We start from the raw sequence: 23,479 nt of genomic DNA, 5'->3' as shown, positions 1-23,479 counted from the left end.
AGCCCGCCCCTCGCTGATGATTGTGCGTGTGCGCTCGGATTACTCCGCAGCGGCCACGATGTTGACGACCTTGCGGCCGCCCTTGGCGCCGAACTGCACGGCACCGGCGGACAGCGCGAACAGCGTGTCGTCGCCGCCACGGCCGACGTTGACGCCGGGGTGGAAGTGGGTGCCGCGCTGGCGGACGATGATCTCGCCCGCGTTGACGACCTGGCCGCCGAAGCGCTTCACGCCGAGGCGCTGAGCGTTCGAGTCACGACCGTTGCGGGTGGAGCTTGCGCCCTTCTTATGTGCCATCTCTTCGCCTCTTCCTCGGTCTTACTTGATGCCGGTGACCTTGACGCGCGTGAGGTCCTGACGGTGCCCCTGGCGCTTCTTGTAACCGGTCTTGTTCTTGAACTTCTGGATCACGATCTTGGGGCCGCGCTCTTCGCCGAGAACCTCGGCGGTGACGGTCACCTTCGCGAGCTTCGCCGCGTCGGTCGTGACGGCGTCGCCGTCGACGAGCAGGAGGGCGGCCAGCTCGAGCGTCTCGCCGACCTTCGCCTTCTGACGGTCGAGAACGACGACCGTGCCGACCTGGACCTTCTCCTGTCGGCCACCGGCGCGCACAACTGCGTAAACCACTTCACACCTGTTTTCGTCTGGGAGCGCTCGGCTCCGATTGTCTAGAGGGACTCCGCATGAGTCAGCGGAGAATTCCTGGTACTCGATGAGCCGGCGTACGCACGGCCACGCGTCTGTTGAGAGACGACGCACCAAAGGGATACATTACCCGATGAACGTGCCCGGTGGCAAAGCCGCCACCCCGCGTGTCGGTCCGCGCCGCCCGGGGTGAGCGCCGACCTAGGATCGTGCCGTGGCGATTCTGATCGACGATCCCCGCTGGCCCGCGCATGGCCGGCTCTGGTCGCACCTCATCAGCGACACCGATCTGGCGGAGCTCCACGCCTTCGCCGCCGCCAACGGCATCCCCCGGCGCGGATTCGACCGCGATCACTACGACGTCCCCGACGAGGCCCACGCACGTCTCGTCGCCGCCGGCGCACGCGCCGTCGACGGTCACACCCTGGTCCGCGCGCTTCTCGCGTCGGGTCTGCGGATCACCGCCCGCGAGCGTCGCGGGCGGTGATCCGCAGGGTCACTCCCCCTCGGGAGAGTGGACGACCGGCGTGCCGGTGAGGGCAGCGGTGGTCACGCGACGGCGCGAACGCCCCTGACCCGGTGCCTTCGGCTCGGGCAGCGCGCTCAGCACCGAATCGAGCAGGAGGTCCTTCTCGGTGCGCGGGGACTTCTCCTGGCGCGGCTTCTTGCGCTTGGCGCGCGGACGCTCCTCGACGGTCTCGACGACCTCGACGGTCGCGGTGACCTCGAGCGTCGCCTCATCCTCTGCGCTCGGCTGGATGGTGGAGGCGGCGATCTGCGCCAGGGCAGACTTCACGCCCTCCGTGATGACGTGGGCCTGACCGCCGGTCTGCGGCGGCGGAGGCGGCGTCTGACGACCGCCGCGGCGTCCGCCGTTGTTGTTGTTGCCGGAACCGTTGCCGCCGTTGTTGCCGTTGCCGTTTCCGCCGCCGCCCGAGCGGTGCTTGACGACCGGGTCGTGGTGCACGATCACACCGCGGCCGGCGCAGACCTCGCACGCCTCGCTGAAGGTCTCGAGGAGCCCCAGTCCGAGCTTCTTGCGGGTCATCTGCACGAGTCCGAGCGAGGTGACCTCGGCGACCTGGTGCTTGGTGCGGTCACGGCTCAGGCACTCGATGAGCCGTCGCAGCACGAGGTCGCGGTTCGACTCGAGCACCATGTCGATGAAGTCCACGACGATGATGCCGCCGATGTCGCGCAGCCGCAGCTGGCGCACGATCTCCTCGGCCGCTTCCAGGTTGTTCTTGGTGACGGTCTCTTCGAGGTTTCCGCCGGAACCGACGAACTTGCCCGTGTTGACGTCGACGACGGTCATGGCCTCGGTGCGGTCGATGACGAGCGAGCCGCCCGAGGGCAGCCAGACCTTGCGGTCGAGCGCCTTCTCGATCTGCTCCGTGATCCGCAGGTCGTCGAAGGGGTCACCGTCGCTGTCGTAGCGCTGGACGCGCTCGAGCAGGTCGGGAGCCACGGCCTCGAGGTAGCCCTCGATCGTGCGCTGCGCCTCTTCGCCCTGGATGAGCATGCGCGTGAAGTCCTCGTTGAAGACGTCACGGACGATCTTGACCAGGAGGTCGGGCTCCGAGTGCAGCATGGCGGGAGCCTGCATGCTCGCGACCTGCTTGCTGACGTGCTCCCACTGCGCGGTGAGGCGCTGGACGTCGCGGGTCAGCTGCTCCTCGGTCGCACCTTCGGCGGCCGTGCGCACGATGACGCCCGAGGACTCCGGCAGCACCTCCTTGAGGATGCGCTTGAGGCGGGCGCGCTCGGTGTCGGGGAGCTTGCGCGAAATGCCGTTCATGGCACCGCCCGGCACGTAGACCAGGTAGCGGCCGGGCAGCGAGATCTGGCTCGTCAGGCGGGCGCCCTTGTGACCCACGGGATCCTTGGTGACCTGCACGAGCACCTTGTCGCCGCTCTTGAGCGCGAGTTCGATGCGGCGCGGCTGGTTGCCGGTCTCGACGGCATCCCAGTCGACCTCGCCCGAATACAGGACGGCGTTGCGACCGCGGCCGATGTCGACGAACGCCGCCTCCATGCTGGGCAGCACGTTCTGCACGCGACCGAGGTACACGTTGCCGATGAGCGACGCGTCCTGGTTGCGGGCGACGTAGTGCTCCACGAGCACGTTGTCCTCGAGGACCGCGATCTGGATGCGGCCGTTCTTCGACCGGACCACCATCACGCGGTCGACGGCCTCACGGCGGGCGAGGAACTCCGCCTCGGTCACGACGGGCCGACGACGACCCGCGTCGCGGCCGTCGCGCCGTCGCTGCTTCTTGGCCTCGAGACGGGTCGAGCCCTTGATGCGCTGCGGCTCGGTGATGAGCTCGACGGCACGCTGACGCGGTGCACGCGGCGACTCCGGGGCCTCGGCGACGTCGGACCGCTCGCTCGCTCCCCCGCGCCGGCGTCCGCGACGACGGGCGGATGACGGCGAGGCGTCCTCCTGCTCGTCCTCTTCCGGCTCCTCGGGGAGGGGCACGAATGCCGGGGCGTAGAAGTGCAGCGCGGTAGAGACGGCCGAGACGAACACCTCGGGCAGGAGCCCGAGCGACACGGCCGTGACCGGCCCGGTCTCGGCGGGGGCCTCCTCCGCGACCGGCGTCTCCGCGTCGGACGCGGCCGTCTCCGACGCGGGAGCGTCTGCCGCGTCCTCCGCGGGCGCGTCGGCGTCGGACGACGACGCGGGGGCGTCGTCCTCGCCGCGTGCGGGCTCGGCCGCCTCGGGCGTGTCCGCGTCGGGCTCCGCGGCCGCGGTCGGCTCGGAAGCCGCCTCGGCCTCGGGCGCCGCCGGGGTCTGCTCGGCTACCTCGGGCGTCGACTGCTCGCCATCGGTCGCATCGTCGTGGTTCTGCTGTCCTGCGTCATCGGCCTTCACCGGCGTACTCCTGCCACCAGGCGACACCGCGCGTCACCCGGCGAAATCTCGTGCGGCGCCGCACCAGCGGTGCCGCGAACTCACTCGGTCTGCAGCAGGCACTCGGCTCATGCTGCGAGGGCGATCGTCGCCCCGAAGTCTGCGTAGATGCCCGCCCAGCGCGGCCGAACGGGGCATCGTGTCTCATTATCGCACCTCCCCGCCCGATCCGCGCACCCGAACCCCGCCGTGTTCCGCATCCGGCCCCGGCGCGCGGCACACAGCGCGCCCTTAAACGCCCGGTGCGATAATTCGACGCATGGCTTCGACCTCCGCGTCACCGCGTCCGACCGCGCTCGCCGTGTGGCTGGTGATCGCCGGCGTCATCGGGTGGTTCGCGGCCTTCTCCCTCACCACGGAGCGATTCCATCTGCTGCTCAACCCGACGGCAGCGGCCTCGTGCGACTTCAGCCCGCTGGTGCAGTGCTCGGCCAATCTGGAGTCCGCCCAGGGCAGCGTCTTCGGCTTCCCGAACCCCATCCTCGGACTCACCGGATGGGTCGCGCCGATCGTCGTGGGTGTCGCGATCCTCGCGGGCGCCCGCTTCGCGCGCTGGTTCTGGGTCGCGTTCTGGGCCGGGCTGGCCTTCGCGTTCGTGTTCGTGTGCTGGCTCATCGGCCAGAGCATCTACGCACTCGGCACGCTCTGCCCGTGGTGCATGGTGACGTGGATCGTGACGATCCCGTCGTTCTACGCGGTGACCGTGCACCTGCTGCGTTCGGGCGTGGTCCCGGTGGGGCCGCGCGTGCAGCGGGTCGCCGCCTCGCTCATGGCCTGGGTGCCGCTCATGGCGATCCTGAGCTTCGCCGTCATCGCGGTCCTCGCCCAGCTGCGGTTGGACGTCCTCGGCTCGATCTTCTGACGCGTCGCGCTTATCCACATCCGCCCTGAGCCCCTCCGACGCTCTCACTACAGTGAGGCGTACAACGCAGAGAGGGACGCGGATGGCTCTGGAAACCGACAGTCTCGCCGCACTGGAAGCGGCCCGGATGCGGGTGATCACGCAGACGGAACGGGCACGCACCGCGGCGCACGACGCGACGCGCATGGCGGATGACGTCCGCCTCGCGACGGGGACGGTGAGCTCCGTGGGCCGCGAGGTGAGCGTCACGGCGCGGGCCGGCGGCGCCGTCGAACGCATCGACGTGGCAGCCACCGCGCTGGAGCTCGATCCGCGGACGCTCTCGCGTCTGCTCACCGACACGGTGCGGGAGGCGCAGCGCGCCGCGGCCCAGGCTGCCCTTCGCCGGATGTCCGACTCGCTCGGCGAGAACTCCCCGGTCGTCGCCGAGACCCGCGCGCAGGTGCAGGCCCAGTTCGGCGCCGGCACCGAGCTGAGGTGACCGCCGTGATCGATCACCTGCTCGTGACCCCCGCCCGCCTCGCGAGCGCCGCCGAGAACATCGCGGATGCCGCCAAGACGATCGACGAGGTGCTCGCACAGCTCGACCGCGACGCCGCCACGCTCAGCACCCAGTGGACGGGCGAGGCTCAGGTCGCCTTCGCCAGCGCGCAGGATCGTCTCGCCGACGCGCTGACCACGCGCACGCAGGCCGTCACCTCCATCAGCGCCGCGCTCAAGACACTGGCGGAGGGGTACTCCACCGTCGATCTCGAGGGCGCGCGCGCCCTCGGAGCGGCCTCATGACCGGGCGGGGCCGCTCCGCGGCCGTCGTGGCCCTGGCCGGGGCTCTCCTGGTCTCACTCGCCGGCTGCTTCGCCTCGCCCTCCGCGGCGGACTCCTCGTTCGCGCAGAAGATCCCCTCCGCTCTCGAGGCGGCAGATCTGGGCATGTCCGACGCGTGGGCCGAGCGTACCGTCGACGGCTTCACCACCGCCCTCGCGGTCGGCATGACCCACGACACCGAGGAGATCACGGCGGACCAGCTGCGGCAGACCATCGACATCGTCCTCGCGCAGAACACGATGAGCGCCGACCGGCTCACCCTCACGGTGTACGCCCCCGACGAGGACTTCATCGATCTGCAGCCGGCCGCGTCGGAGCTCGGACTCGACCTGACGTACTCGGACGAGTACGGCCTCAACCTGCCCATGGAGGATGTGACGAAGGTCATCGGAGGGAACGGCTCGTGACCGCAGCAGCCAACCAGCGGATCATCATCGACGGCACCGTCGTGTCCCGCCAGGTCGCGACGTTGCGCGACGCATCCGCCACCTTCGGCTCGGTCGCCGGCGCGGTCGACGCCCCGCTCGCGGCCGACGCGTTCGGCGTGCTCAGCCAGGGCATCCTGGTCCCCGCCGTCACCGGGCTCGCGGGCCGGTCGCGCGAACTCCTCGACACCGCACGTGAACTCAGCGAACGCATGTCGACGGGTGCCGAGTCGGCACTGAAGGCCTTCTCGGCGCTCGAGGACGAGGCGGTCGACGCCTTCTCGAAGGACGAGGCGTGAGCGCGGGCACGGCGGTCGCCGGCGAACTGCGCGGCGGCGGCTGGGCCTCGGGCCTTCCCACCTCCGGTCCCGGCGGGGACTCCTGCGCGCAGATCCCCGGCATCGCCGGCATGCTGCTGCAGTACGTCCAGCCGCTGCGCGAATGGTTCGATCAGCTGCTCGGCGACTCGGCGCAGGTGGCCGGCTTCGCCGCGACGTGGGAGGACGGCGCCCGGAGCCTCCAGGAGATCGTCCCGGACCTCGCCCGCGCGCACAGCGCGCTGTCCGAGCTTGACGGCCGTACCGTGCGCGCCCTGCGCGAACGGTACGAAGACCTCTCGCAGACCGCGACGGACGCCGCCGAATGGACGGCGGCGACGGCGGCGGCCCTGCGGCTCGCCTCGCGCATCGTCGACGCGACCCGCTCGTTCGTCTGCGACCTGCTGGTGCAGCTCTCGCGATTCGCCGACGAGATGTTCTCGTTCACGCTCAACCCCTTCGAGGCGGCGGATCGGGTGCGCGACTTCGCGAACGCCGCATTCGATCTCGTCGAGGCGGCGGGGCGTCTGGTCACCGATCTGCTCGAGGCGCTGTTCGCCCTCGCGTCGCTCATCCAGAAGCTCATGCCGATCATCGCCGAAGGTCTGGCCGCGCTGAAGGAGATCATCGCGCAGATGCTGCCGGGAATCGGCCTGGCCGGCGGCGGCCTGATCGGCCTGCTGCTGGGCGGCGCGGCGCAGAACTTCCTGCAGGGATCCGCCGATGTCGAGGAGCTGGACCCGGCGAACCTCTCCCCCGAGCAGCTCGCCGCGTGGCGGAAATCGCAGCAGGTGACCGAGCTCGGCTCGCTCGCCGATCTGGTGGGGGTCAACGGTACGACCGACTCGATGGGCGGCGCGGACGCCTCCGTCATCGACATCAAGAAGGTGGTCGGCCCGGACGGCTCGGTGCACTGGGTCGTGTCGCTGCCGTCCACGCAGGACTGGCAGTTCGGCGGCGACACCGGGGCGCTCAACGATCGGGATTCGAACATCGCCCTGATGCTCGACAACCCGCTGCTGCGCACCGTCTACGAGCGGGCGGTGCTCGAGGCGATGAGCGACGCGGGGATCCCCCCGGGATCGGATGTCGTGCTCACCGGCTTCAGCCAGGGCGGCATCATGGCGGCGAACCTCGCCGCCGACCCGACCTTCCCCTACACGCCCGTGGGCGTCGTGACCAACGGCTCACCCATCGACAGCTTCGACATCCCGCCGAACGTGCCCGTCTACGCGTTCCAGCACGGGAGCGACGTCGTGCCGATGCTCGACGGCCAGGTCATCGGCGGCACGCCCAGCAACGTGCATCAGGTGGTGCTTCCGGGCCCGCTCAGCCCGATCGATGCGCACAACAACGCGGAGTACCAGGCGTCGATCGAGGCGTGGGAGGCCGCGTACCTCGCCGAGCACGGCACCCCGCCCCCGTACGTCGACCTGTTCACGGGCGAGGTCGTCGACCACAGCGTCTTCACCGCATCCGAGTGACGACGCGGCGAGGGTCGCCTCCGACGTGTCGGAGGCGACCCTCGGAGGCGATCAGCCGAACCAGATACCGAGTTCGCGGGCCGCGGACTCGGCGCTGTCGCTGCCGTGCACGAGGTTCTGCTGGACCTTCAGGCCCCAGTCCCGACCGAGGTCGCCGCGGATCGTGCCGGGCGCCGCGGTGGTCGGGTCGGTCGTGCCGGCGAGCGAACGGAAGCCCTCGATGACGCGGTCCCCGGCCAGCCGGATGGCGACGGACGGGCCCGACATCATGAACTCGACGAGCGGCTCGTAGAACGGCTTTCCGGCGTGCTCGGCGTAGTGCTGCTCGAGGCGCTCGCGGTCGGGCTCGACGAGCCGCAGGTCGACCAGGGCGTATCCCTTCGCCTCGATACGGGCGAGGATCGCGCCGGTCAGACCGCGCGCCACGCCGTCGGGCTTGACGAGGACGAGTGTTTCTTCGGTGGCCATGGGGTATCAGACTCCGTTCGCAGGCGGGGATGCGGCAGCCAGACGCGCATTGCGGCGGTCCAGCGATGCCCCCTTGATCGTCGCATACGCCCACATGCCGCCGAAAATGAGCGCGGCGATGAGGATGGAGGGCACGAGGAACGCCGACAGGGCGAGCAAGACCTGCAGCACCCAGCCCAGCACGATCCCCCACCGCCAGCGCACCACGCCGCTCGCGGCCATCATGACCACGGCGAAGACGGCGCCGGCGACGATCGCCCACCACGGCTCGATGCCGTCGGGAAGGGCGCGCAGCCCGAAGACGGCGAGACCGGCCAGGAAGACGATGATCGACTCGAAGGCGAGCACCACCTGAGCGAGGGACTCCTGCGCGCCGCGGGCGCGGCGCGGGCGGGCGGTGCGGGCGCTCATGCGTCCCAGCCGTCCTTCCACTTCTCGGCGTCGGCGAGGACGATGGCCTCCCCGGCGAGGACGACGGAGCCGGTGATCACGACCGCACGGCGATCGGATGCCGCGGCCCACTCCCGCGCCGCCTCAGCGGCCTCGGGCAGGTCGCGGTGCACGGTGACCCGCAGATCGGCCTCCTCGGCCAGGTCGGCGATCGTGTCGGCGTCGTTGGCGCGCTCCGAGTCCGGTGCGGTCGCGAACACGTGCGTCGCGATGCCGGCGAGCTGCGCGAGGATCCCCCGTGCATCCTTGTCGCCGAGCACGCCGAGCACGACACCCCACTCGTCGAAGTCGAAGGAGTCGCCGAGCCCCGTGACGAGCGCCTGGGCGCCGTGCGGGTTGTGGGCGGCGTCCACGACGACCGTCGGGTGCGCACCGATGAGCTGCAGCCGCCCGGGTGAGGTGGCGTGGCCGAGCCCGTCGAGGAGGACGTCGGCAGCGATGGGCTGTTCCGCGCCGCCGACGAGCGACTCGACCGCGGCGATCGCCAGGGCCGCGTTCCGAGCCTGGTGGGCGCCGTACAGCGGAAGATACAGTTCGCGGTACTGACCCGCCCGTCCGTCCACGTCGATCTGCTGCCCGCCCACGGCGAGCATCGCCGAGCGGAGGGCGAAGTCCTCCCCCTCGACGGCGAGCGTCGCGCCCCGAGAGGCCGCGACCTCGCGGAGCACGGCGAGCACGGCGGGATGCTGGGCGGCGGACACCACGGCCGCGTCGGGCTTGATGATGCCGGCCTTCACGCGTGCGATCTTCTCGACGGTGTCACCGAGCCGGTCGGCGTGGTCCATGCCGACCGGGGCGATGACCGCGACGTCGCCGTCGGCGGTGTTGGTGGAGTCCCACTCCCCGCCCATGCCGACCTCGATGACGGCGACATCCACGGGCGCGTCCGAGAACGCGACGAAGGCGAGCACCGTGAGCACCTCGAAGAACGTCAGGCGCGCGTCCCCCGCGCCGACGAGATCCGCGTCGACCATGTCGACGAAGGGGGCGATCTCGTCCCAGGCCTCGGCGACGGCGTCGTCGGCGATCGGCTCGCCGTCGATCATGATGCGCTCGGTGAAACGGTCGAGGTGCGGGCTCGTGAAGAGTCCGGTGCGCAGCCCCATCGACCGCAGCAGCGTCTCGATGATGCGACTGGTGGAGGTCTTGCCGTTCGTGCCGGTGACGTGCACGACCCGGTAGGTGCGCTGCGGGTCGTCGAGCAGCTCCAGCACGCGGCGGGTGCGCTCGATGCGCGGCTCCACCCACTGCTCGCCCTGCCGTTCCAGCAGCTGCGCGTACACGGCGTCCGCGCGCCGACGGTCGTTCTCGGTGCTCATGCGCTCGCTCCCACTCGTGCCACGCCCACGGTGAACGCGCCCGCGTTCGCGTAGGCGCCGGCGGCGATCTCCTGGACGAACTCGACGTCCTCCGACGGCGCGTCACGCTCGATCAGCGTGTCGCCCGCCTCCGTGCCCACCCGGACCTGGACGGCGAGGGTCTCCCCCGCCACATCCGCCTGATCGAACGCCGACACGACGGCATCGGCATCGGCCGTCTCGCCGAAGCGCAGCACTAGCCGGATGCGGTCGCTCACGTCGAAGCCCGCCGCCTTGCGCGTCTCCTGCACGGCACGGACGACGTCGCGGGCGAGTCCCTCGGCCTCGAGTTCCGGCGTCGTGGCGGTGGCGAGCAGCACGAAGCCGCCGCCGGCGAGCGTCGAGAGCGCCTCGCCCTCGGGCCGTCCGCTCGTCTCGAGCGCCAGTTCGTACTCGGCGGGCTCGAGCGCGATGCCCCCGGCCACCACCGTGCCCTCGAGCGTCTGCCAGTCCCCCGCCTTGGCGGCCTGGATGACCTGCTGCACCTGCTTGCCGAGCCGCGGACCCGCGGCACGCGCGTGGACGGTGAGCCGGTGGGTGATCCCGAACGCGGCGGCGGTGTCTTCGCGGAGATCCGAGAGCTCCACGGCCTTCACGTTGAGCTCATCGCGCAGGATGTCGTCGAACTGGGCGAGCGCGCCGGCGTCGGGCACGACGACCGTCAGCAGGGGCAGCGGCAGGCGCACGCGCTTGCCCTCGCGCTTGCGGAGCGCGTTCGCCACCGACGACACCTCGCGGACGGTGTCCATCGCGGTGCGGATGTCGGCCGCATCCGGGAACGCCGCTGCATCCGGCCAGTCGGTCAGGTGCACGCTGCGCCCGCCCGTCAGGCCCTGCCAGACGCGCTCGGCGATCAGCGGGATGAGGGGGGCGGCGACACGCGTGAGCGTCTCGAGCACCGTGTAGAGCGTGTCGAACGCTTCGGTCGAGCGCGCGTCGGCGCCGACGCCCTGCCAGAACCGGTCGCGGGAGCGCCGGATGTACCAGTTGGTCAGCACCTCGGCGAAGTCCCGCAGACGCGCCGCAGCGGTCGTCGAGTCGAGCGCCTCGAGGTCGGCGGCCACGTCGCGCACGAGTTCGCCCGTGAGCGCGAGGATGTAGCGATCGAGCACGTCGGTCGAGTCGGTGCGCCAGCGTGCTGTGTACCCGGCACCGCCCGGACCGCCCGCCGCGTTGGCGTACGTCGCGAAGAAGTACCAGGTGTTCCAGAGCGGGAGCATGAACTCGCGGACCCCCGCGCGGATGCCCTCCTCGGTCACCACGAGGTTGCCGCCGCGCAGCACCGAGCTCGACATGAGGAACCAGCGCATCGCGTCGGAGCCGTCGCGATCGAACACCTCGCTCACGTCGGGGTAGTTGCGCAACGACTTCGACATCTTCTGCCCGTCGCTGCCGAGCACGATCCCGTGGCAGGAGACCCCGGTGAACGCGGGGCGGTCGAAGAGCGCACCCGAGAGCACGTGCATGACGTAGAACCAGCCGCGCGTCTGCCCGATGTACTCGACGATGAAGTCGGCCGGCGCGTGGGTGTCGAACCACTCGCGATTCTCGAACGGGTAGTGCACCTGCGCGTAGGGCATCGAGCCCGAGTCGAACCAGACGTCGAAGACGTCCTCGATGCGGCGCATCGTGGAACGGCCGGTGGGATCGTCGGGGTTCGGGCGCGTGAGGCCGTCGATGTACGGACGGTGCAGATCGACGTTGCCCTCAGGATCGACCGGGACGCGCCCGAAGTCGCGTTCGATCTCCTCGAGCGAGCCGTAGACGTCGATGCGGGGGTGGGCCGGGTCGTCGCTCTTCCACACCGGGATGGGCGAGCCCCAGTACCGGTTGCGGCTGATCGACCAGTCTCGGGCACCTTCGACCCACTTGCCGAACTGACCGTGCTTGACGTTCTCCGGCGCCCAGGTGATCTGCTCGTTCAGGTCGACGAGACGATCCTTCACGTCGGTGACGCGCACGAACCAGCTGGAGACGGCCTTGTAGATCAGGGGGTTCCGGCAGCGCCAGCAGTGCGGGTAGGAGTGCTCGTAGCTCGCCTCGCGGAGCAGGCGCCCGCCCTGGCGCAGCAGCCGGATGAGCGGTCGGTTGGCGTCGAGCCACAGCTCGCCGGCCACATCCGACACCTGCGGCAGGAACCGGCCGCCGTCATCGACGCTGACGATGGTCGGGAGCCCCGCCGCATCCGCCAGCCGCTTGTCGTCCTCACCGTAGGCGGGCGCCTGATGGACGATGCCGGTGCCGTCCGTGGTGGTGACGTAGTCGTCGACGAGGATGCGCCAGGCGTCCTGGGTGCCCCAGGCCTCGGCATCGGCGTAATAGTCGAACAGGCGGTCGTACGAGACGCCGGCCAGATCCGCACCCGTCACCGTCTGCTCGACCGCGTCGCGGGCGGCCTCGACGCCGTCGTAGCCGAGGTCCTTGGCGTAGCCGCCCAGCAGGTCGGCGGCGATCAGATAGCGGTGCGCGCTCGCCTCGAGCGCGTCGTCGGGCGCCCCGTCGGGCGTGTGGTGCACATCCGCGGCGCCCGCCGGGCCGGCGGGGAGAACGACGTACGAGATGGCGGGACCGACGGCGAGCGCGAGGTTCGTCGGCAGCGTCCAGGGCGTCGTCGTCCAGGCCAGGGCGCGCACACCCGTCAGGCCCAGGGCTTCGGCCTTGGCGCCGACGAGCGGGAAGGTCACCGTGACCGACGGGTCCTGGCGCATCTTGTAGACGTCGTCGTCCATCCGCAGTTCGTGGCTCGACAGCGGCGTCTCGTCACGCCAGCAGTAGGGCAGCACGCGGTAGCCCTCGTAGGCGAGGCCCTTGTCCCACAGGGTCTTGAACGCCCAGAGCACCGACTCCATGTAGGACGTGTCGAGGGTCTTGTACCCCCGCTCGAAGTCGACCCAGCGCGCCTGGCGGGTGACGTAGTCCTCCCACTCGTGGGTGTAGGCGAGCACGGACTCGCGCGCCTTCGCGTTGAACGTCGCGACGCCCATCCGCTCGATCTCGTCCTTCTCGGTGATCCCGAGCTGCTTCATCGCCTCGAGCTCGGCGGGCAGACCGTGCGTGTCCCACCCGAAGACCCGGTCGACCTTCTTGCCGCGCATCGTCTGGAAACGCGGGAAGAGGTCCTTGGCGTACCCCGTCAGCAGGTGACCGTAGTGCGGCAGGCCGTTGGCGAACGGCGGGCCGTCGTAGAACACCCACTCGGCGGCGCCGTCGCGCTGCGCGATCGAGGCGCGGAACGTGTCGTCGTCCTGCCAGAAGGCGAGGACGTCGCGCTCGATGTCGGGGAACCGGGGGCTCGGGGTGACGTCGGCGGCGGGCCCGAAGGCGGAGGTCTGGGGGTAGGTCATCGTCATCTCGCTAGGAACTCGAACGTGTCCTGCCGGGACGACCTCATCGAGACCGCGGTACCACCCTGCGTTGCCGACGACTGTCGGCCCCTTTCACAGCGGCGATGACGGGCCTGCCCCGCTCGGGTCTAGTAGGCGCGGACGCCGTTCTTCCGAGAGCTCCCCGGTGATGCCGGATCGATGCTGATCCCCTGATTCTAGCGCGCCCCGCGGCGGGCGGTCGAGCCCGCGCGCGGCCCACCTGGGGTTCGCGATCAGTCGCGCGTCGTGGGCGGAGCGAGGGGGCCGGCCCCACCCGCTGCCAGCAGCTCCCGCGTGAACGGGTGCTGCGGACGCGCGTAGACCTCGGCCACGCTCCCCCGCTCCACGATGGCGCCGTCCTGCATCACGACGACGTCGTCCGCGACGGCGGCCACCACATCCAGGTCGTGCGAGATGAACACCATCGTGAGACGACGTTCGCGCTGCAGTCGGTCGAGGAGGGCCAGGATGCGCTCGCGCACCGTCGGGTCGAGGGCCGAGACGGGCTCGTCGAGCACGAGAACGTCGGGCGAGACGGCCAGCGCGCGCGCGATCGCGACGCGCTGACGCTGCCCACCCGAGAGCCCCCCGGGTCGCCGGGCGGCGAGCGCGGGATCGAGGTCGACCTCGGCGAGCAGCGCTCGCACGCGCGCGGGTCTTTGCGCCCGCGGCACCCCGCCGGCGGCGAGCGCCTCCCGCAGCGACCGGCCGATGCTCCAGCGCGGATCGAGCGCTCCCCGCGGGTTCTGGTGCACGAGCTGCACGCGGCGGCGCAGGCGCGACGCATCGTCGTCCCAGGTGAGGCCGTCGATGAGCACCTCGCCGGTGTCGGGTCTCTCGACGCCCACGAGGAGGCGCGCGAGTGTGGTCTTGCCCGACCCCGACTCCCCCACCACGGCGAGGGTCCGTCCGCGGGCGACGTCCAGGGTGGTGGGCTGCAGCACCGTGCGGTCGAAGCTCTTGCTCACCCCGGTGACGCGGATGACCGGCTCCGTCGCCTCCGCGGCGCGCGGAGGACGAGGGACGTGCCGCGCCGCCGCGACGAGCTCACGGGTGTAGGCCTGCTGGGGGCGGTGGAACACCTCGTCGACGGTGCCGCTCTCGACGATCCGCCCCTCGCGCATGACGATCACCCGGTCCGCGATGCGGCGCACGGCCGCGAAGTCGTGGCTGACGAGGACCACGGCGGTCCCGTCGTCCGCGATGCGGCGGAGGAGGTCGAGCACCCGCGCCTGGACGGTCGCATCGAGCGCCGTCGTCGGCTCGTCGGCGACGATCGCGTCAGGACGGGCCGCGAGCGCGGACGCGATGAGCGCGCGCTGACGAAGACCGCCGGACAGCTCGTGCGGGTACTGCCGCCGTCGCCGCTCGATGTCCGGCATGGCGACGTCGTCGAGGGCCGTGCGCACGCGCGCCGCACGCTCGGCACGCCCCATCCGCGGCGCATGGATGTCGAGGGGTTCCGCGATCTCGGCCTCGATCCGCCGCAGCGGGTCGAGCGAGACCAGGGCGTCCTGCGAGACCAGCGCGATGCGATCGCCGCGCAGACCCCGCCACCGGCGCTCGGTGAGCCGGCGCGCGTCGACGTCGCCGACCGACAGCATCTCGGCCTCGACGCGCGCGGTCTCGGGGAGGAGTCCCAGGAGGGCGTGGACGGTGACCGACTTGCCGGCACCGGACTCCCCGATGATCGCCACGCACTCCCCCGGGAGTACCCGCAGATCCACGCCGTCGACGACCGTCGTCGCACCGAACCGCACGCGGAGCCCAGCGACCGCGACGGCAGGGATGCCGGCGGGGATCATGCGTCCCCTCCCCGGCGCAGGATGCGGCCGACCACGGTGGCCGCGACCACCGTCAGGGTGATGGCCGCTCCCGGGAAGACCGACACCCACCAGGCCTGGCCGAGCACGTTGCGCCCACCCGCGAGCATCAGGCCCCACTCGGGAGTGGGCTCGGTCGGGCCGAGACCGAGGAAGCTGAGGCCGGCGGCGGCGAGGATGCTGGAGCCGATCCCGATCGTCGCGATGACGCTGATCGCGCCGAGGACCCCGGGCAGCACGTGCCGGACGAACGCCCGTGCCGGGGGGACGCCCAGGATCCGCGCCGCCTCGACGTGCTCTCCCTGACGGAGGGCCCGGGTCTGGGCGCGCGCGAGCCGGATGTAGACCGGCACAGCGGCGATCGTGACCGCGATCGCGACGTTGGTGGGCCCGGGGCCCAGCACCGCGACGACGACGAGCGCGACGAGGAACTCGGGGAACGCCATCAGGATGTCGGTGGCCCGCATGAGTCCCGCATCGACGAGCGCGGGGGCGACGCCCGAGAACGCGCCGACGACGAGTCCCACGACGACGGCGAGCGCGGTCGCGAGCAGACCGATGCCCACGGAGCGCCCGGCGGCGTACACGACGCGGCTGTACACGTCGCGTCCGCTCTGATCGGTGCCGAACCAGTGGGCAGCGCTGGGCGGTTCGAGGGCGGCACGCACGTCGGTGCGCAGCGGATCGAGCGGTGCGAGCAGATGCGGGAAGAGCGCGGCGAGCGCGATCACCGCGAGAACGCCCACCGCGATCGCCAGCAGGGCACGACGCGACGCGGTCACGAGATCCTCCCCGGGACGGCCACGCTCCGGCGCCGGAGCCGCGGGTCGAGCAGCGGATAGACGAGCTCGACCACCAGGTTCACCACGACGAACACGAGGGCGCTGAGCAGGATCACCCCGGAGACGACGGGCAGGTCGCGGTCCGTGATGGCGGCAAGGGTCACCCGGCCGAGACCGGGACGAGCGAACACCGTCTCCACCAGCACCGCGCCGCCCAGGAGCGACCCGACGAAGTACGCGCTGAGGGTCACGGCCCCGGTGGCACCGTGACGGAGGGTGTGGCGCAGCGTCACGCGCACCGGGCCCGCCCCGCGTGCGCGGACGGTCGTGGCGAACGGCTGGCGTTCGGCCTGCACGATGCCGTCCCGGAGCACCTGCCCGAGGAGGGCGGCCACCGGCAGCGCCAGGGTCACCGCGGGCAGGACGATCGTGGCCGGATTGCGTGTGCCCGACACCGGGAACCAGCCGAGGCCGAACGCGAACACGCTCAGCAGGATGAGGCCGATCCAGAAGACCGGTGAGGACAGCACCACGAGCTCGACGGCCGCCACGGTGCCGCGGGCGGGCCGTGAGCGCGCCAGGAGGGCGGCGGCGAGCGCGAGCACCACCGCGATGAGCAGCGCTGTCGCCGTCAGCTGCACGGTGGCCCCCAGGGGCCGCCCGATGACCTCGGCCACCGGCATCCGCAGCTGATACGACTCCCCCAGGTCGCCGCGCAGCAGCTGGCCGAGATACCCGACGTACTGCTCGATGAGGGGGCGATCGAGTCCGAGCTCGGCGCGCAGCGCGTCTTTCACGGCATCGCTGACCTGGGCCTGCGGGCCGAGCATCACGTCCACCGGATCGCCCGGGATGATCCGGAGCGCGAGGAAGGCGACGGTCGCCGCCCCCCACAGCACGAGCACGACGGAGCCCGCGAGCCGCGCCGCACGGGCCGCGACCGCGCGCGCACGCCGACCGGAGCCGTTCGTCATGCTTCCTCCGCGCCCGACGGCGCCCCGATCAGCCGACGCTGACGTCGTAGAACAGCGGGCGCCCGTACAGATCGTAGGTGAGACCCGACACGCGCTCGCCGACCGCCGTGATCAGCGACGGGCTGTACAGCGGCACGATGGCCGCGTGCTGCGCGTTCCACTGCTGGATCTGGGCGTACAGGGCGTTCCGCTCGGTGAGATCGGTCGTGGCGATCGCGCTCTCGAGCAGCGCGTCGAGGGCGGGGTCGCTCACCTGCGAGGCGTTCTGGAACCCTCCGGTGTGGAGGTGGCTGCGCAGCAGGTCGGGGTCGACCCCCGAGAAGCCCCAGTCGGTGATGTCGAAGGTCTTCGGGCCGTACTGCTCGTTGTAGGCGCCCGGCTCGAGCACCTCGCGCTGCACCTCGATGCCGATGTCCTTCAGATCCGACTGGATGGCGTTGGCCAATGCCGTGCGATCATCAGGCACGGGCGTGTAAGCGATCCAGCGCACCGACAGCCGCTGGCCGTCCTTGGTGCGGTAGCCCTCCGCGTCCCGCTCGGTCCAGCCGGCCTCGTCGAGGAGCGCACCGGCGGCAGCGGGGTCGTACGACCAGGTGCCCTCCAGCGACGCGTCGTAGCCCGGGGTCGTGGCGCCCAGGATGCTCCACGCGCGGGGGTACTGACCGAAGAAGATCTCTTCCACGGCGGAGTCGATGTCGATCCCGCGCGAGAGCGCCTGGCGCACCTTCTCGTCGGCGAGCACGCCGTATCCCTCGTTGAGATACAGCGAGTACGGCAGGCCCGGGTAGGCGATGGAGTCCACCGTCAGCGTGTCGGGCAGGTCCGCCACCAGGTTCGGCGTGAGGTTGCTGGCCAGGTCCGCTTCGCCGCTGGAGACGACGCCGGCGCGCACGGAGGCCTCGGGCAGGATCTCGACGCGCAGCGTCTCGACATCCGGGGCGTCCTCGCCGTGGGGGCCCCATGCGTAGTCGGCGTTCCGCGTGTAGACGATCTCCTGGTCGGGCGTGTACTCGGTCAGCTCGAACGGACCGGTGCCGACCGTGATGCCCGGGCCTCCCGCCTTCAGCTGGTCGGCGGAGTCCTCGAGGACGGCCGGCGAGTAGAAGCCCAGGAGCGAGGTGCTCGCGGCCTGGAGGAAGGGTGCGTAGGGCTGCGTGAAGTCGACGCGCACCGTGAAGTCGTCGACGACCTCGGTGCCGGCGTAGAACTCGCCGCCGAGCATGCTCGCCGCCTGGGCGGAGGCCGTGTCGGGGTCGGCGATGCGGTCGAAGTTGGCCTTCACGGCCGCGGCGTCGAAGACCTCGCCGTCGTGGAAGGTGACGTCGTCGCGCAGCTCGAAGGTGTAGCTGCGCCCCTCGTCCTCGATCTGCCAGTCCGTGGCGAGCCACGGCGAGAACGAGCCGTCCGCCTCCTGGAAGACCAGCGAGTCCAGGGCGGCGCGCTGCACCATGGCCGAGACGTCGAGCTGGCTCGTCTGCGGGTCCATGTGACCGGCCGACAGGTTCGCCCCCTCGATGGCCCACACGACCTCGGAGTCGCCGCCTCCTCCGCCCCCCGCGCAGGCGCTGAGAGCGAGGGCCGACACGACGGTGACGGCGGCGATGGGCAGGGTGCGGCGCAGAAGCGAACGGGACATGGGTGACCTCGGGATGCGGGACGGGTGCTCTCACACAGTACGGCATTCTTGGACCCGGTCGGCTTACTCGATCCCCCTCGGAACGGGTCCCACCGGGGCCGATAGACTGGGCGCACCCCACACTCAGGCACGCTCACACAGTGCCGCCCATATCGAGGAGACGCCCATGACCACGATTCCCGACAAGCCCGCCCTCGAGGGACTCGAACGCACCTGGGACGCCGCATGGGCCGCCGAGGGCACCTATCTCTTCGACCGGGATGCGGCACGCGCATCGGGCCGCGCCGGGGTGTTCTCGATCGACACGCCGCCGCCCACCGCATCCGGCTCGCTGCACATCGGTCACGTCTTCTCGTTCACCCACACCGACCTCAAGGCGCGGTTCGAGCGCATGCGCGGCAAGACCGTGTTCTACCCCATGGGCTGGGACGACAACGGCCTGCCCACCGAGCGCCGCGTCCAGAACTACTACGGTGTGCGCTGCGACCCGTCGCTGCCCTACGACGCCGACTTCACCCCGCCCTTCGAGGGCGGCGACAACAAGTCCTCCCGCGCGGCGGACCAGATCCCGATCAGCCGCCGCAACTTCATCGAGCTGTGCGAGCGCCTCACCGTCGAGGACGAGAAGCAGTTCGAAGAGCTCTTCCGCAAGCTCGGCCTGAGCGTCGACTGGTCGCAGACCTACCGCACGATCTCCGACGACACCATCCGCGTGAGCCAGCTCGCGTTCCTGCGCAACCTGGAGCGCGGCGAGGCGTACCAGTCGCTCGCCCCCACGCTGTGGGACATCGACTTCCGCTCCGCGATCGCGCAGGCGGAGCTCGAGGACCGCGAACAGCAGGCCTCCTACCACCGCCTCGCCTTCCACAAGAGCGACGGATCGGGGGACGTCCACATCGAGACGACCCGCCCCGAACTCCTGGCCGCGTGCGTCGCGCTGGTCGCCAACCCCGGCGACGAGCGCTACCAGTCGCTCTTCGGCTCGACGGTGCGCACGCCGCTCTTCGACGTCGAGGTGCCGGTGCTCGCCCACCCGCTCGCCCAGCCCGACAAGGGCTCGGGCATCGCCATGATCTGCACGTTCGGCGACGTCACCGACATCATCTGGTGGCGCGAGCTCGACCTGCCCAACCGCACGATCATCGGCCACGACGGCCGCATCCTGCCCGATGCACCCGACGTGCTCGAGACGGAGGCCGCCCGCGCCGCCTACGCCGAGCTCGCCGGCAAGACGGTGTTCAGCGCCAAGAAGCGTGTCGTGGAGCTCCTGCAGGAGTCCGGCGAGCTGCTCGAGGTCTCGAAGCCCTTCTCGCACGCCGTGAAGTTCTTCGAGAAGGGCGACCGCCCGCTCGAGATCGTGTCGACGCGGCAGTGGTACCTGCGCAACGGCGCACGCGACGAGGAACTGCGGGAGCGCCTCATCACGCTCGGCCGCGAGATCGGGTGGCACCCCGACTTCATGCGGGTGCGGTACGAGAACTGGACCAACGGCCTGACCGGCGACTGGCTCGTGTCGCGCCAGCGGTTCTTCGGTGTGCCGATCCCGATCTGGTACGGGCTCGACGAGAACGGCGACCGCGACTACGCCCGCGTCATCGTGCCCGACCTCGGCCAGCTCCCCGTCGACCCCACGATCGACGTCCCCGCGGGCTACGACGAGGACCAGCGCGGCGTCCCCGGCGGATTCGACGCCGAGCGCGACATCTTCGACACCTGGGCGACGTCGTCCCTGACGCCGCAGCTGGCCGGCGGCTGGCAGCGCGACGACGAGCTCTGGAACCTCGTCGCGCCGTTCGATCTGCGCCCCCAGGGCCAGGACATCATCCGCACGTGGCTCTTCTCGACGCTGCTGCGCAGCACCCTCGAGGACGACAGGACCCCTTGGTCGGATGCGGCCATCTCGGGCTTCATCGTCGACCCCGACCGCAAGAAGATGTCGAAGTCGAAGGGCAACGTCGTCACGCCGGCGGCCATCCTCGACCAGCACGGGTCCGACGCGGTGCGGTACTGGGCGGCGTCGAGCCGTCTCGGCACCGACGCGGCCTTCGACCCGCAGAACCCGACGCAGATCAAGATCGGCCGGCGTCTGGCGATCAAGGTGCTGAACGCCGCCAAGTTCGTGCTCTCGTTCCCGGTTCCCGAGGACGCGCAGATCACGCACACGCTCGATGCGGCGATGCTGGCCACCCTCGACCAGGTCGTGCGCGATGCCACCGCGGCGTACGAGCAGTACGACCACGCCCGGGCCCTCGAAGTCACCGAGTCGTTCTTCTGGACGTTCTGCGACGACTACCTCGAGCTCGTCAAGGAACGCGCGTACGACCAGAGCGACGTCGGCCAGGCGTCGGCCGCCCTGGCCCTGCGCACGGCTCTCGACACCCTGCTGCGTCTCTTCGCGCCGGTGATCTCGTTCGCCGCCGAGGAGGCGTGGTCCTGGTTCCAGGAGGGATCCGTGCACCGGGCCTCCTGGCCCACGCCCCTCGAGATCGAGGGCGACCCCGCGGTCCTCTCGGCCGTCGGCGAGGCACTCATCGTGGTCCGTCGCGCGAAGACCGAGGCGAAGGCGTCCCAGAAGACACCCGTGGCGCGGCTCGTGCTCGGCGCGCCGGCTGCGACCATCGCGGCCATCGCCGGCGCCGAGGGCGACCTCCGGGCCGTCGGTCGTATCGCCGATCTGACCTTCACCGAGTCCGACACGGTCGGCGTCGTCGAGGTCGAACTCGCCCCGCAGGAGGCCTGACATGCAACTCGGTACCCGCTGGAGCGCGCACACCGAACCTCCCACCGCCGTGCCCGCGATCCTGCGTCCGCAGATCCGTGCCGTCGAGGACCTGCTGGCGCAGACGGATCTCGGCACGCAGCCCTCTCCCCGGTGGACGCTCACCTGGCTCGAAGGACGCCCGATCGCCGAGCTCGACACCGGCGTCATCGTCTCGCTCGACGCCTCCGGCGCCGTGGTCGTCCGTCACGACGAGGACGACGAGTTCGCCTGACCCGGATGGGGTCACGACGCTGCGCTCCACGTTCGGCGGAGCGCAGCGTCGGTCCGGTGACGCGCCGATAGGCTGACGCGATGGTGTCCGAGAATCCCGTCCTCGCCCCGTCCACCCTGCCCTACGGCCTGCCGGACTACGCCGCGATCCGGCCGGAGCACTACCGGCCCGCGTTCGACGCCGCGCTCGCCTCTCATCGGGCCGAGATCGAGGCGATCGCCTCGGATGCTTCGGCACCGACCTTCGAGAACACCGTGCTCGCCCTCGAGACGGCGGGAGCCGACCTCGATCGCGTGAGCCGCACCTTCTTCACCGTCGCCTCGGCGCACGCGACCGATGACATCCAGACGATCGAAGAGGCCCTGGCGCCGGTCCTGTCCGCGCACCGCGACGCCCTGCAGCTCGACGAACGGCTGTACGCACGTATCGCCGCGGTGCACGCCGCCCGCGACGCGCTGACCCTCGACGCCGAGGAACGCTACCTGCTCGAGCGCTACTTCCGCGAGATGACGCTGGCGGGCGCATCCCTCGCCCCGGATGATCGCGCCCGCCTCAGCGCGATCAACGAGCGGCTGTCGCAGCTCACCCACACCTTCGAGAAGAATCTTCTCGCCGACACGAACGACCTGGCGGTGCTGTTCACGGATGCGGCCGAGCTCCGGGGCCTTGCCCCCGGCGAGCTGTCGGCAGCCGCGCAGGCCGCGGCCGACCGGGGGCTCGAGGGCTACCTCGTGACCCTCCCCCTGTTCACGGGGCATCCCTATCTCGCGACGCTGACCGACCGCACGACCCGCGAACGCATCATGGCCGCCTCCCGGTCGCGCGCCACGCGCGGCGGCGCACACGACAACCGCGCGGTGCTCCTCGAGATCGTCCGCCTCCGCGCCGACCGCGCGGCGCTCCTCGGCGTCGCCTCCCACGCCGCGGCCGTCACGGCGGATCAGACCGCAGGAACACCCGAGGCGGTCGCGGCGATGCTCCGCCGACTCGCCGCGCCCGCCGCGCGCAACGCCGCGACCGAGAAGGCGGCGTTGCGCGAACGTGCCGGGAGGGAGGTCGCCGCACACGACTGGGCCTTCCTCGCCGAGCAGGAGCGCGCGGCACGATATGACCTCGACTCCGCGGCGCTCCGCCCCTGGTTCGAGGCAGAACGCGTGCTGCAGGACGGCGTGTTCGCCGCGGCCACCGCGCTGTACGGCGTCACCTTCTCCGAACGGCCGGATCTCTCCGCCTACCACCCCGGCGCCCGGGTGTTCGAGGTGCACGAGGAGGACGGGGCGGGCCTGGGGCTCTACGTCCTCGATCTCTACACCCGCGACACCAAGCGCGGCGGTGCATGGATGAACTCGATCGTCACCGCATCCGACCTGCGCGGGAGCGACCCGATCGTCGTCAACAACCTCAACGTGGCGCGTCCCGGCGACGACGATCCCACCCTGCTCACCCTCGACGAGGCGACCACCCTCTTCCACGAGTTCGGACACGCGTTGCACGGCCTGTTCGCCCGGGTGCGCTTCCCGCACGTCGCGGGCACGGCGGTCTTCCGTGACTTCGTCGAGTTCCCCAGCCAGGTGAACGAGATGTGGATGCTGCATCCCGACGTCCTGCCGCACTACGCACGCCACGTCGAGACCGGCGAGCCGCTGGCCGACACGGTCGCGGACCGCCTCGTCGCCGCAGCGGCCTTCAACCAGGGTTTCGCGACGAGCGAGTATCTGGCGGCGTCGTGGCTCGATCAGCGCTGGCACTCCCTGAGCCCCGCCGAGGCGGCGGCGGTGACGGACGTGGCGGTCTTCGAAGCCGCCGCCCTGGCCGAGATCGGGCTGGACGACGCGGCGGTGCCGCCGCGCTACTCGTCCACGTCCTTCGCGCACGTGTTCTCGGGCGGCTACAGCGCCGGGTACTACTCGTACATCTGGAGCGAGGTCCTCGACGCCGACACGGTGGAATGGTTCCACGAGAACGGCGGGCTCTCCCGCACCGCCGGCGAACGGTTCCGTCGGCGCCTCCTCGGCATGGGCGGTTCGAAGGATCCGCTGGAGGCCTACCGGGACTTCCGCGGGAGGGACGCCGAGATCGACCCGCTGCTGCGTCGCCGGGGGCTCACCGACTGAGCGGTGCGCCGACGGCGGGCGCGCGGGCCGCAGGGCCCACC

The 23,479-nt window shown here is 71.0% G+C and carries 21 protein-coding genes; 10 read left to right on the top strand and 11 right to left on the bottom strand.

Going from position 1 to position 23,479, the window contains the following annotated elements:
• Positions 1-39: 39 nt before the first annotated feature.
• The gene (gene rpmA, locus AB0N73_RS00360) at positions 40-297 is read right to left on the bottom strand and encodes a 50S ribosomal protein L27 (RefSeq protein ID WP_363559189.1); all 258 of its coding nucleotides are present in this window, start codon (positions 295-297) and stop codon (positions 40-42) included.
• A gap of 21 nt (positions 298-318) precedes the next feature.
• On the bottom strand, positions 319-627 hold the full coding sequence (gene rplU / locus AB0N73_RS00355; protein ID WP_363559187.1) for a 50S ribosomal protein L21: 309 nt from the start codon (positions 625-627) through the stop codon (positions 319-321).
• Positions 628-859: 232 nt separating this feature from the next.
• Between rplU and AB0N73_RS00350 the strand changes: the two genes are divergently transcribed.
• Positions 860-1,132, top strand: a complete 273-nt coding sequence (locus tag AB0N73_RS00350) for a DUF4031 domain-containing protein (RefSeq protein WP_363559185.1) — start codon at positions 860-862, stop codon at positions 1,130-1,132.
• A gap of 9 nt (positions 1,133-1,141) precedes the next feature.
• Here the strand turns inward: AB0N73_RS00350 and AB0N73_RS00345 are convergent, their stop codons facing one another.
• On the bottom strand, positions 1,142-3,523 hold the full coding sequence (locus AB0N73_RS00345) for an Rne/Rng family ribonuclease (RefSeq protein WP_363559183.1): 2,382 nt from the start codon (positions 3,521-3,523) through the stop codon (positions 1,142-1,144).
• Between the two features lie 298 nt (positions 3,524-3,821).
• Here AB0N73_RS00345 and AB0N73_RS00340 point away from each other — a divergent pair, with 298 nt between their 5' ends.
• From AB0N73_RS00340 to AB0N73_RS00315, 6 genes are all read left to right on the top strand, one after another.
• The gene (locus AB0N73_RS00340) at positions 3,822-4,424 is read left to right on the top strand and encodes a vitamin K epoxide reductase family protein (protein ID WP_363559181.1); all 603 of its coding nucleotides are present in this window, start codon (positions 3,822-3,824) and stop codon (positions 4,422-4,424) included.
• A gap of 82 nt (positions 4,425-4,506) precedes the next feature.
• On the top strand, positions 4,507-4,905 hold the full coding sequence (locus AB0N73_RS00335) for a YbaB/EbfC family nucleoid-associated protein (protein ID WP_363559179.1): 399 nt from the start codon (positions 4,507-4,509) through the stop codon (positions 4,903-4,905).
• Positions 4,902-5,210, top strand: coding sequence for a WXG100 family type VII secretion target (locus AB0N73_RS00330; RefSeq protein WP_363559177.1), 309 nt, complete (start codon positions 4,902-4,904; stop codon positions 5,208-5,210). The genes AB0N73_RS00335 and AB0N73_RS00330 overlap by 4 nt, the downstream gene beginning before the upstream one ends.
• A complete protein-coding gene (locus AB0N73_RS00325; RefSeq protein WP_363559175.1) occupies positions 5,207-5,656 on the top strand; it encodes a hypothetical protein in 450 nt (149 codons plus the stop codon). Before AB0N73_RS00330 ends, AB0N73_RS00325 begins: the two co-directional genes overlap by 4 nt.
• Positions 5,653-5,973 carry a hypothetical protein gene (locus AB0N73_RS00320; protein WP_363559173.1) on the top strand — a complete coding sequence of 107 codons (321 nt, stop codon included), beginning with the start codon at positions 5,653-5,655 and terminating at the stop codon, positions 5,971-5,973. The genes AB0N73_RS00325 and AB0N73_RS00320 overlap by 4 nt, the downstream gene beginning before the upstream one ends.
• Positions 5,970-7,475, top strand: a complete 1,506-nt coding sequence (locus AB0N73_RS00315; protein ID WP_363559171.1) for a hypothetical protein — start codon at positions 5,970-5,972, stop codon at positions 7,473-7,475. Before AB0N73_RS00320 ends, AB0N73_RS00315 begins: the two co-directional genes overlap by 4 nt.
• Positions 7,476-7,526: 51 nt before the next feature.
• Here AB0N73_RS00315 and ndk read toward each other — a convergent pair whose 3' ends face one another.
• The 8 genes from ndk to AB0N73_RS00275 all read right to left on the bottom strand — a co-directional run bounded on the left by ndk (position 7,527) and on the right by AB0N73_RS00275 (position 18,331).
• Positions 7,527-7,943 (bottom strand): nucleoside-diphosphate kinase, encoded by a 417-nt coding sequence (ndk, locus tag AB0N73_RS00310; RefSeq protein WP_363559169.1) that lies wholly within the window; start codon positions 7,941-7,943, stop codon positions 7,527-7,529.
• A gap of 6 nt (positions 7,944-7,949) precedes the next feature.
• Positions 7,950-8,354 (bottom strand): DUF4233 domain-containing protein, encoded by a 405-nt coding sequence (locus AB0N73_RS00305; protein ID WP_363559167.1) that lies wholly within the window; start codon positions 8,352-8,354, stop codon positions 7,950-7,952.
• Positions 8,351-9,712, bottom strand: a complete 1,362-nt coding sequence (locus AB0N73_RS00300; protein WP_363559165.1) for a folylpolyglutamate synthase/dihydrofolate synthase family protein — start codon at positions 9,710-9,712, stop codon at positions 8,351-8,353. The genes AB0N73_RS00305 and AB0N73_RS00300 overlap by 4 nt, the downstream gene beginning before the upstream one ends.
• Positions 9,709-13,095 (bottom strand): isoleucine--tRNA ligase, encoded by a 3,387-nt coding sequence (gene ileS, locus AB0N73_RS00295; RefSeq protein ID WP_363559163.1) that lies wholly within the window; start codon positions 13,093-13,095, stop codon positions 9,709-9,711. Before ileS ends, AB0N73_RS00300 begins: the two co-directional genes overlap by 4 nt.
• A gap of 254 nt (positions 13,096-13,349) precedes the next feature.
• Positions 13,350-14,921, bottom strand: a complete 1,572-nt coding sequence (locus AB0N73_RS00290) for an ABC transporter ATP-binding protein (RefSeq protein ID WP_363559161.1) — start codon at positions 14,919-14,921, stop codon at positions 13,350-13,352.
• Positions 14,918-15,721 (bottom strand): ABC transporter permease, encoded by an 804-nt coding sequence (locus tag AB0N73_RS00285; RefSeq protein ID WP_363559159.1) that lies wholly within the window; start codon positions 15,719-15,721, stop codon positions 14,918-14,920. Before AB0N73_RS00285 ends, AB0N73_RS00290 begins: the two co-directional genes overlap by 4 nt.
• Positions 15,718-16,695 carry an ABC transporter permease gene (locus tag AB0N73_RS00280; protein WP_363559157.1) on the bottom strand — a complete coding sequence of 326 codons (978 nt, stop codon included), beginning with the start codon at positions 16,693-16,695 and terminating at the stop codon, positions 15,718-15,720. Before AB0N73_RS00280 ends, AB0N73_RS00285 begins: the two co-directional genes overlap by 4 nt.
• 28 nt (positions 16,696-16,723) lie before the next feature.
• Positions 16,724-18,331, bottom strand: coding sequence for an ABC transporter substrate-binding protein (locus AB0N73_RS00275; protein ID WP_363559155.1), 1,608 nt, complete (start codon positions 18,329-18,331; stop codon positions 16,724-16,726).
• Between the two features lie 166 nt (positions 18,332-18,497).
• Between AB0N73_RS00275 and valS the strand changes: the two genes are divergently transcribed.
• The 3 genes from valS to AB0N73_RS00260 all read left to right on the top strand — a co-directional run bounded on the left by valS (position 18,498) and on the right by AB0N73_RS00260 (position 23,438).
• A complete protein-coding gene (gene valS, locus AB0N73_RS00270; protein ID WP_363559153.1) occupies positions 18,498-21,071 on the top strand; it encodes a valine--tRNA ligase in 2,574 nt (857 codons plus the stop codon).
• A gap of 1 nt (position 21,072) precedes the next feature.
• Entirely contained in the window at positions 21,073-21,324 is a 252-nt protein-coding gene (locus AB0N73_RS00265; RefSeq protein ID WP_363559151.1) for a hypothetical protein, read from the top strand.
• A gap of 80 nt (positions 21,325-21,404) precedes the next feature.
• Positions 21,405-23,438 carry a M3 family metallopeptidase gene (locus AB0N73_RS00260; RefSeq protein ID WP_363559149.1) on the top strand — a complete coding sequence of 678 codons (2,034 nt, stop codon included), beginning with the start codon at positions 21,405-21,407 and terminating at the stop codon, positions 23,436-23,438.
• Positions 23,439-23,479 lie beyond the last annotated feature (41 nt).

The sequence above is a fragment of the Microbacterium sp. NPDC089189 genome, assembly GCF_040685095.1.
Classification (GTDB): domain Bacteria; phylum Actinomycetota; class Actinomycetes; order Actinomycetales; family Microbacteriaceae; genus Microbacterium.
This window is presented reverse-complemented; position numbering and strand designations above follow the sequence as displayed.

Bases quoted from the DNA above. Each gene is read 5' to 3' on its own strand.
- AB0N73_RS00340 (WP_363559181.1), top strand. From the start codon at position 3,822: ATGGCTTCGACCTCCGCGTCACCGCGTCCGACCGCGCTCGCCGTGTGG.
- valS (WP_363559153.1), top strand. From the start codon at position 18,498: ATGACCACGATTCCCGACAAGCCCGCCCTCGAGGGACTCGAACGCACC.
- AB0N73_RS00325 (WP_363559175.1), top strand. From the start codon at position 5,207: ATGACCGGGCGGGGCCGCTCCGCGGCCGTCGTGGCCCTGGCCGGGGCT.
- AB0N73_RS00335 (WP_363559179.1), top strand. From the start codon at position 4,507: ATGGCTCTGGAAACCGACAGTCTCGCCGCACTGGAAGCGGCCCGGATG.
- AB0N73_RS00260 (WP_363559149.1), top strand. From the start codon at position 21,405: ATGGTGTCCGAGAATCCCGTCCTCGCCCCGTCCACCCTGCCCTACGGC.
- ndk (WP_363559169.1), bottom strand. From the start codon at position 7,943: ATGGCCACCGAAGAAACACTCGTCCTCGTCAAGCCCGACGGCGTGGCG.
- rpmA (WP_363559189.1), bottom strand. From the start codon at position 297: ATGGCACATAAGAAGGGCGCAAGCTCCACCCGCAACGGTCGTGACTCG.
- AB0N73_RS00305 (WP_363559167.1), bottom strand. From the start codon at position 8,354: ATGAGCGCCCGCACCGCCCGCCCGCGCCGCGCCCGCGGCGCGCAGGAG.
- ileS (WP_363559163.1), bottom strand. From the start codon at position 13,095: ATGACCTACCCCCAGACCTCCGCCTTCGGGCCCGCCGCCGACGTCACC.
- AB0N73_RS00275 (WP_363559155.1), bottom strand. From the start codon at position 18,331: ATGTCCCGTTCGCTTCTGCGCCGCACCCTGCCCATCGCCGCCGTCACC.
- AB0N73_RS00290 (WP_363559161.1), bottom strand. From the start codon at position 14,921: ATGATCCCCGCCGGCATCCCTGCCGTCGCGGTCGCTGGGCTCCGCGTG.
- AB0N73_RS00280 (WP_363559157.1), bottom strand. From the start codon at position 16,695: ATGACGAACGGCTCCGGTCGGCGTGCGCGCGCGGTCGCGGCCCGTGCG.
- AB0N73_RS00265 (WP_363559151.1), top strand. From the start codon at position 21,073: ATGCAACTCGGTACCCGCTGGAGCGCGCACACCGAACCTCCCACCGCC.
- AB0N73_RS00300 (WP_363559165.1), bottom strand. From the start codon at position 9,712: ATGAGCACCGAGAACGACCGTCGGCGCGCGGACGCCGTGTACGCGCAG.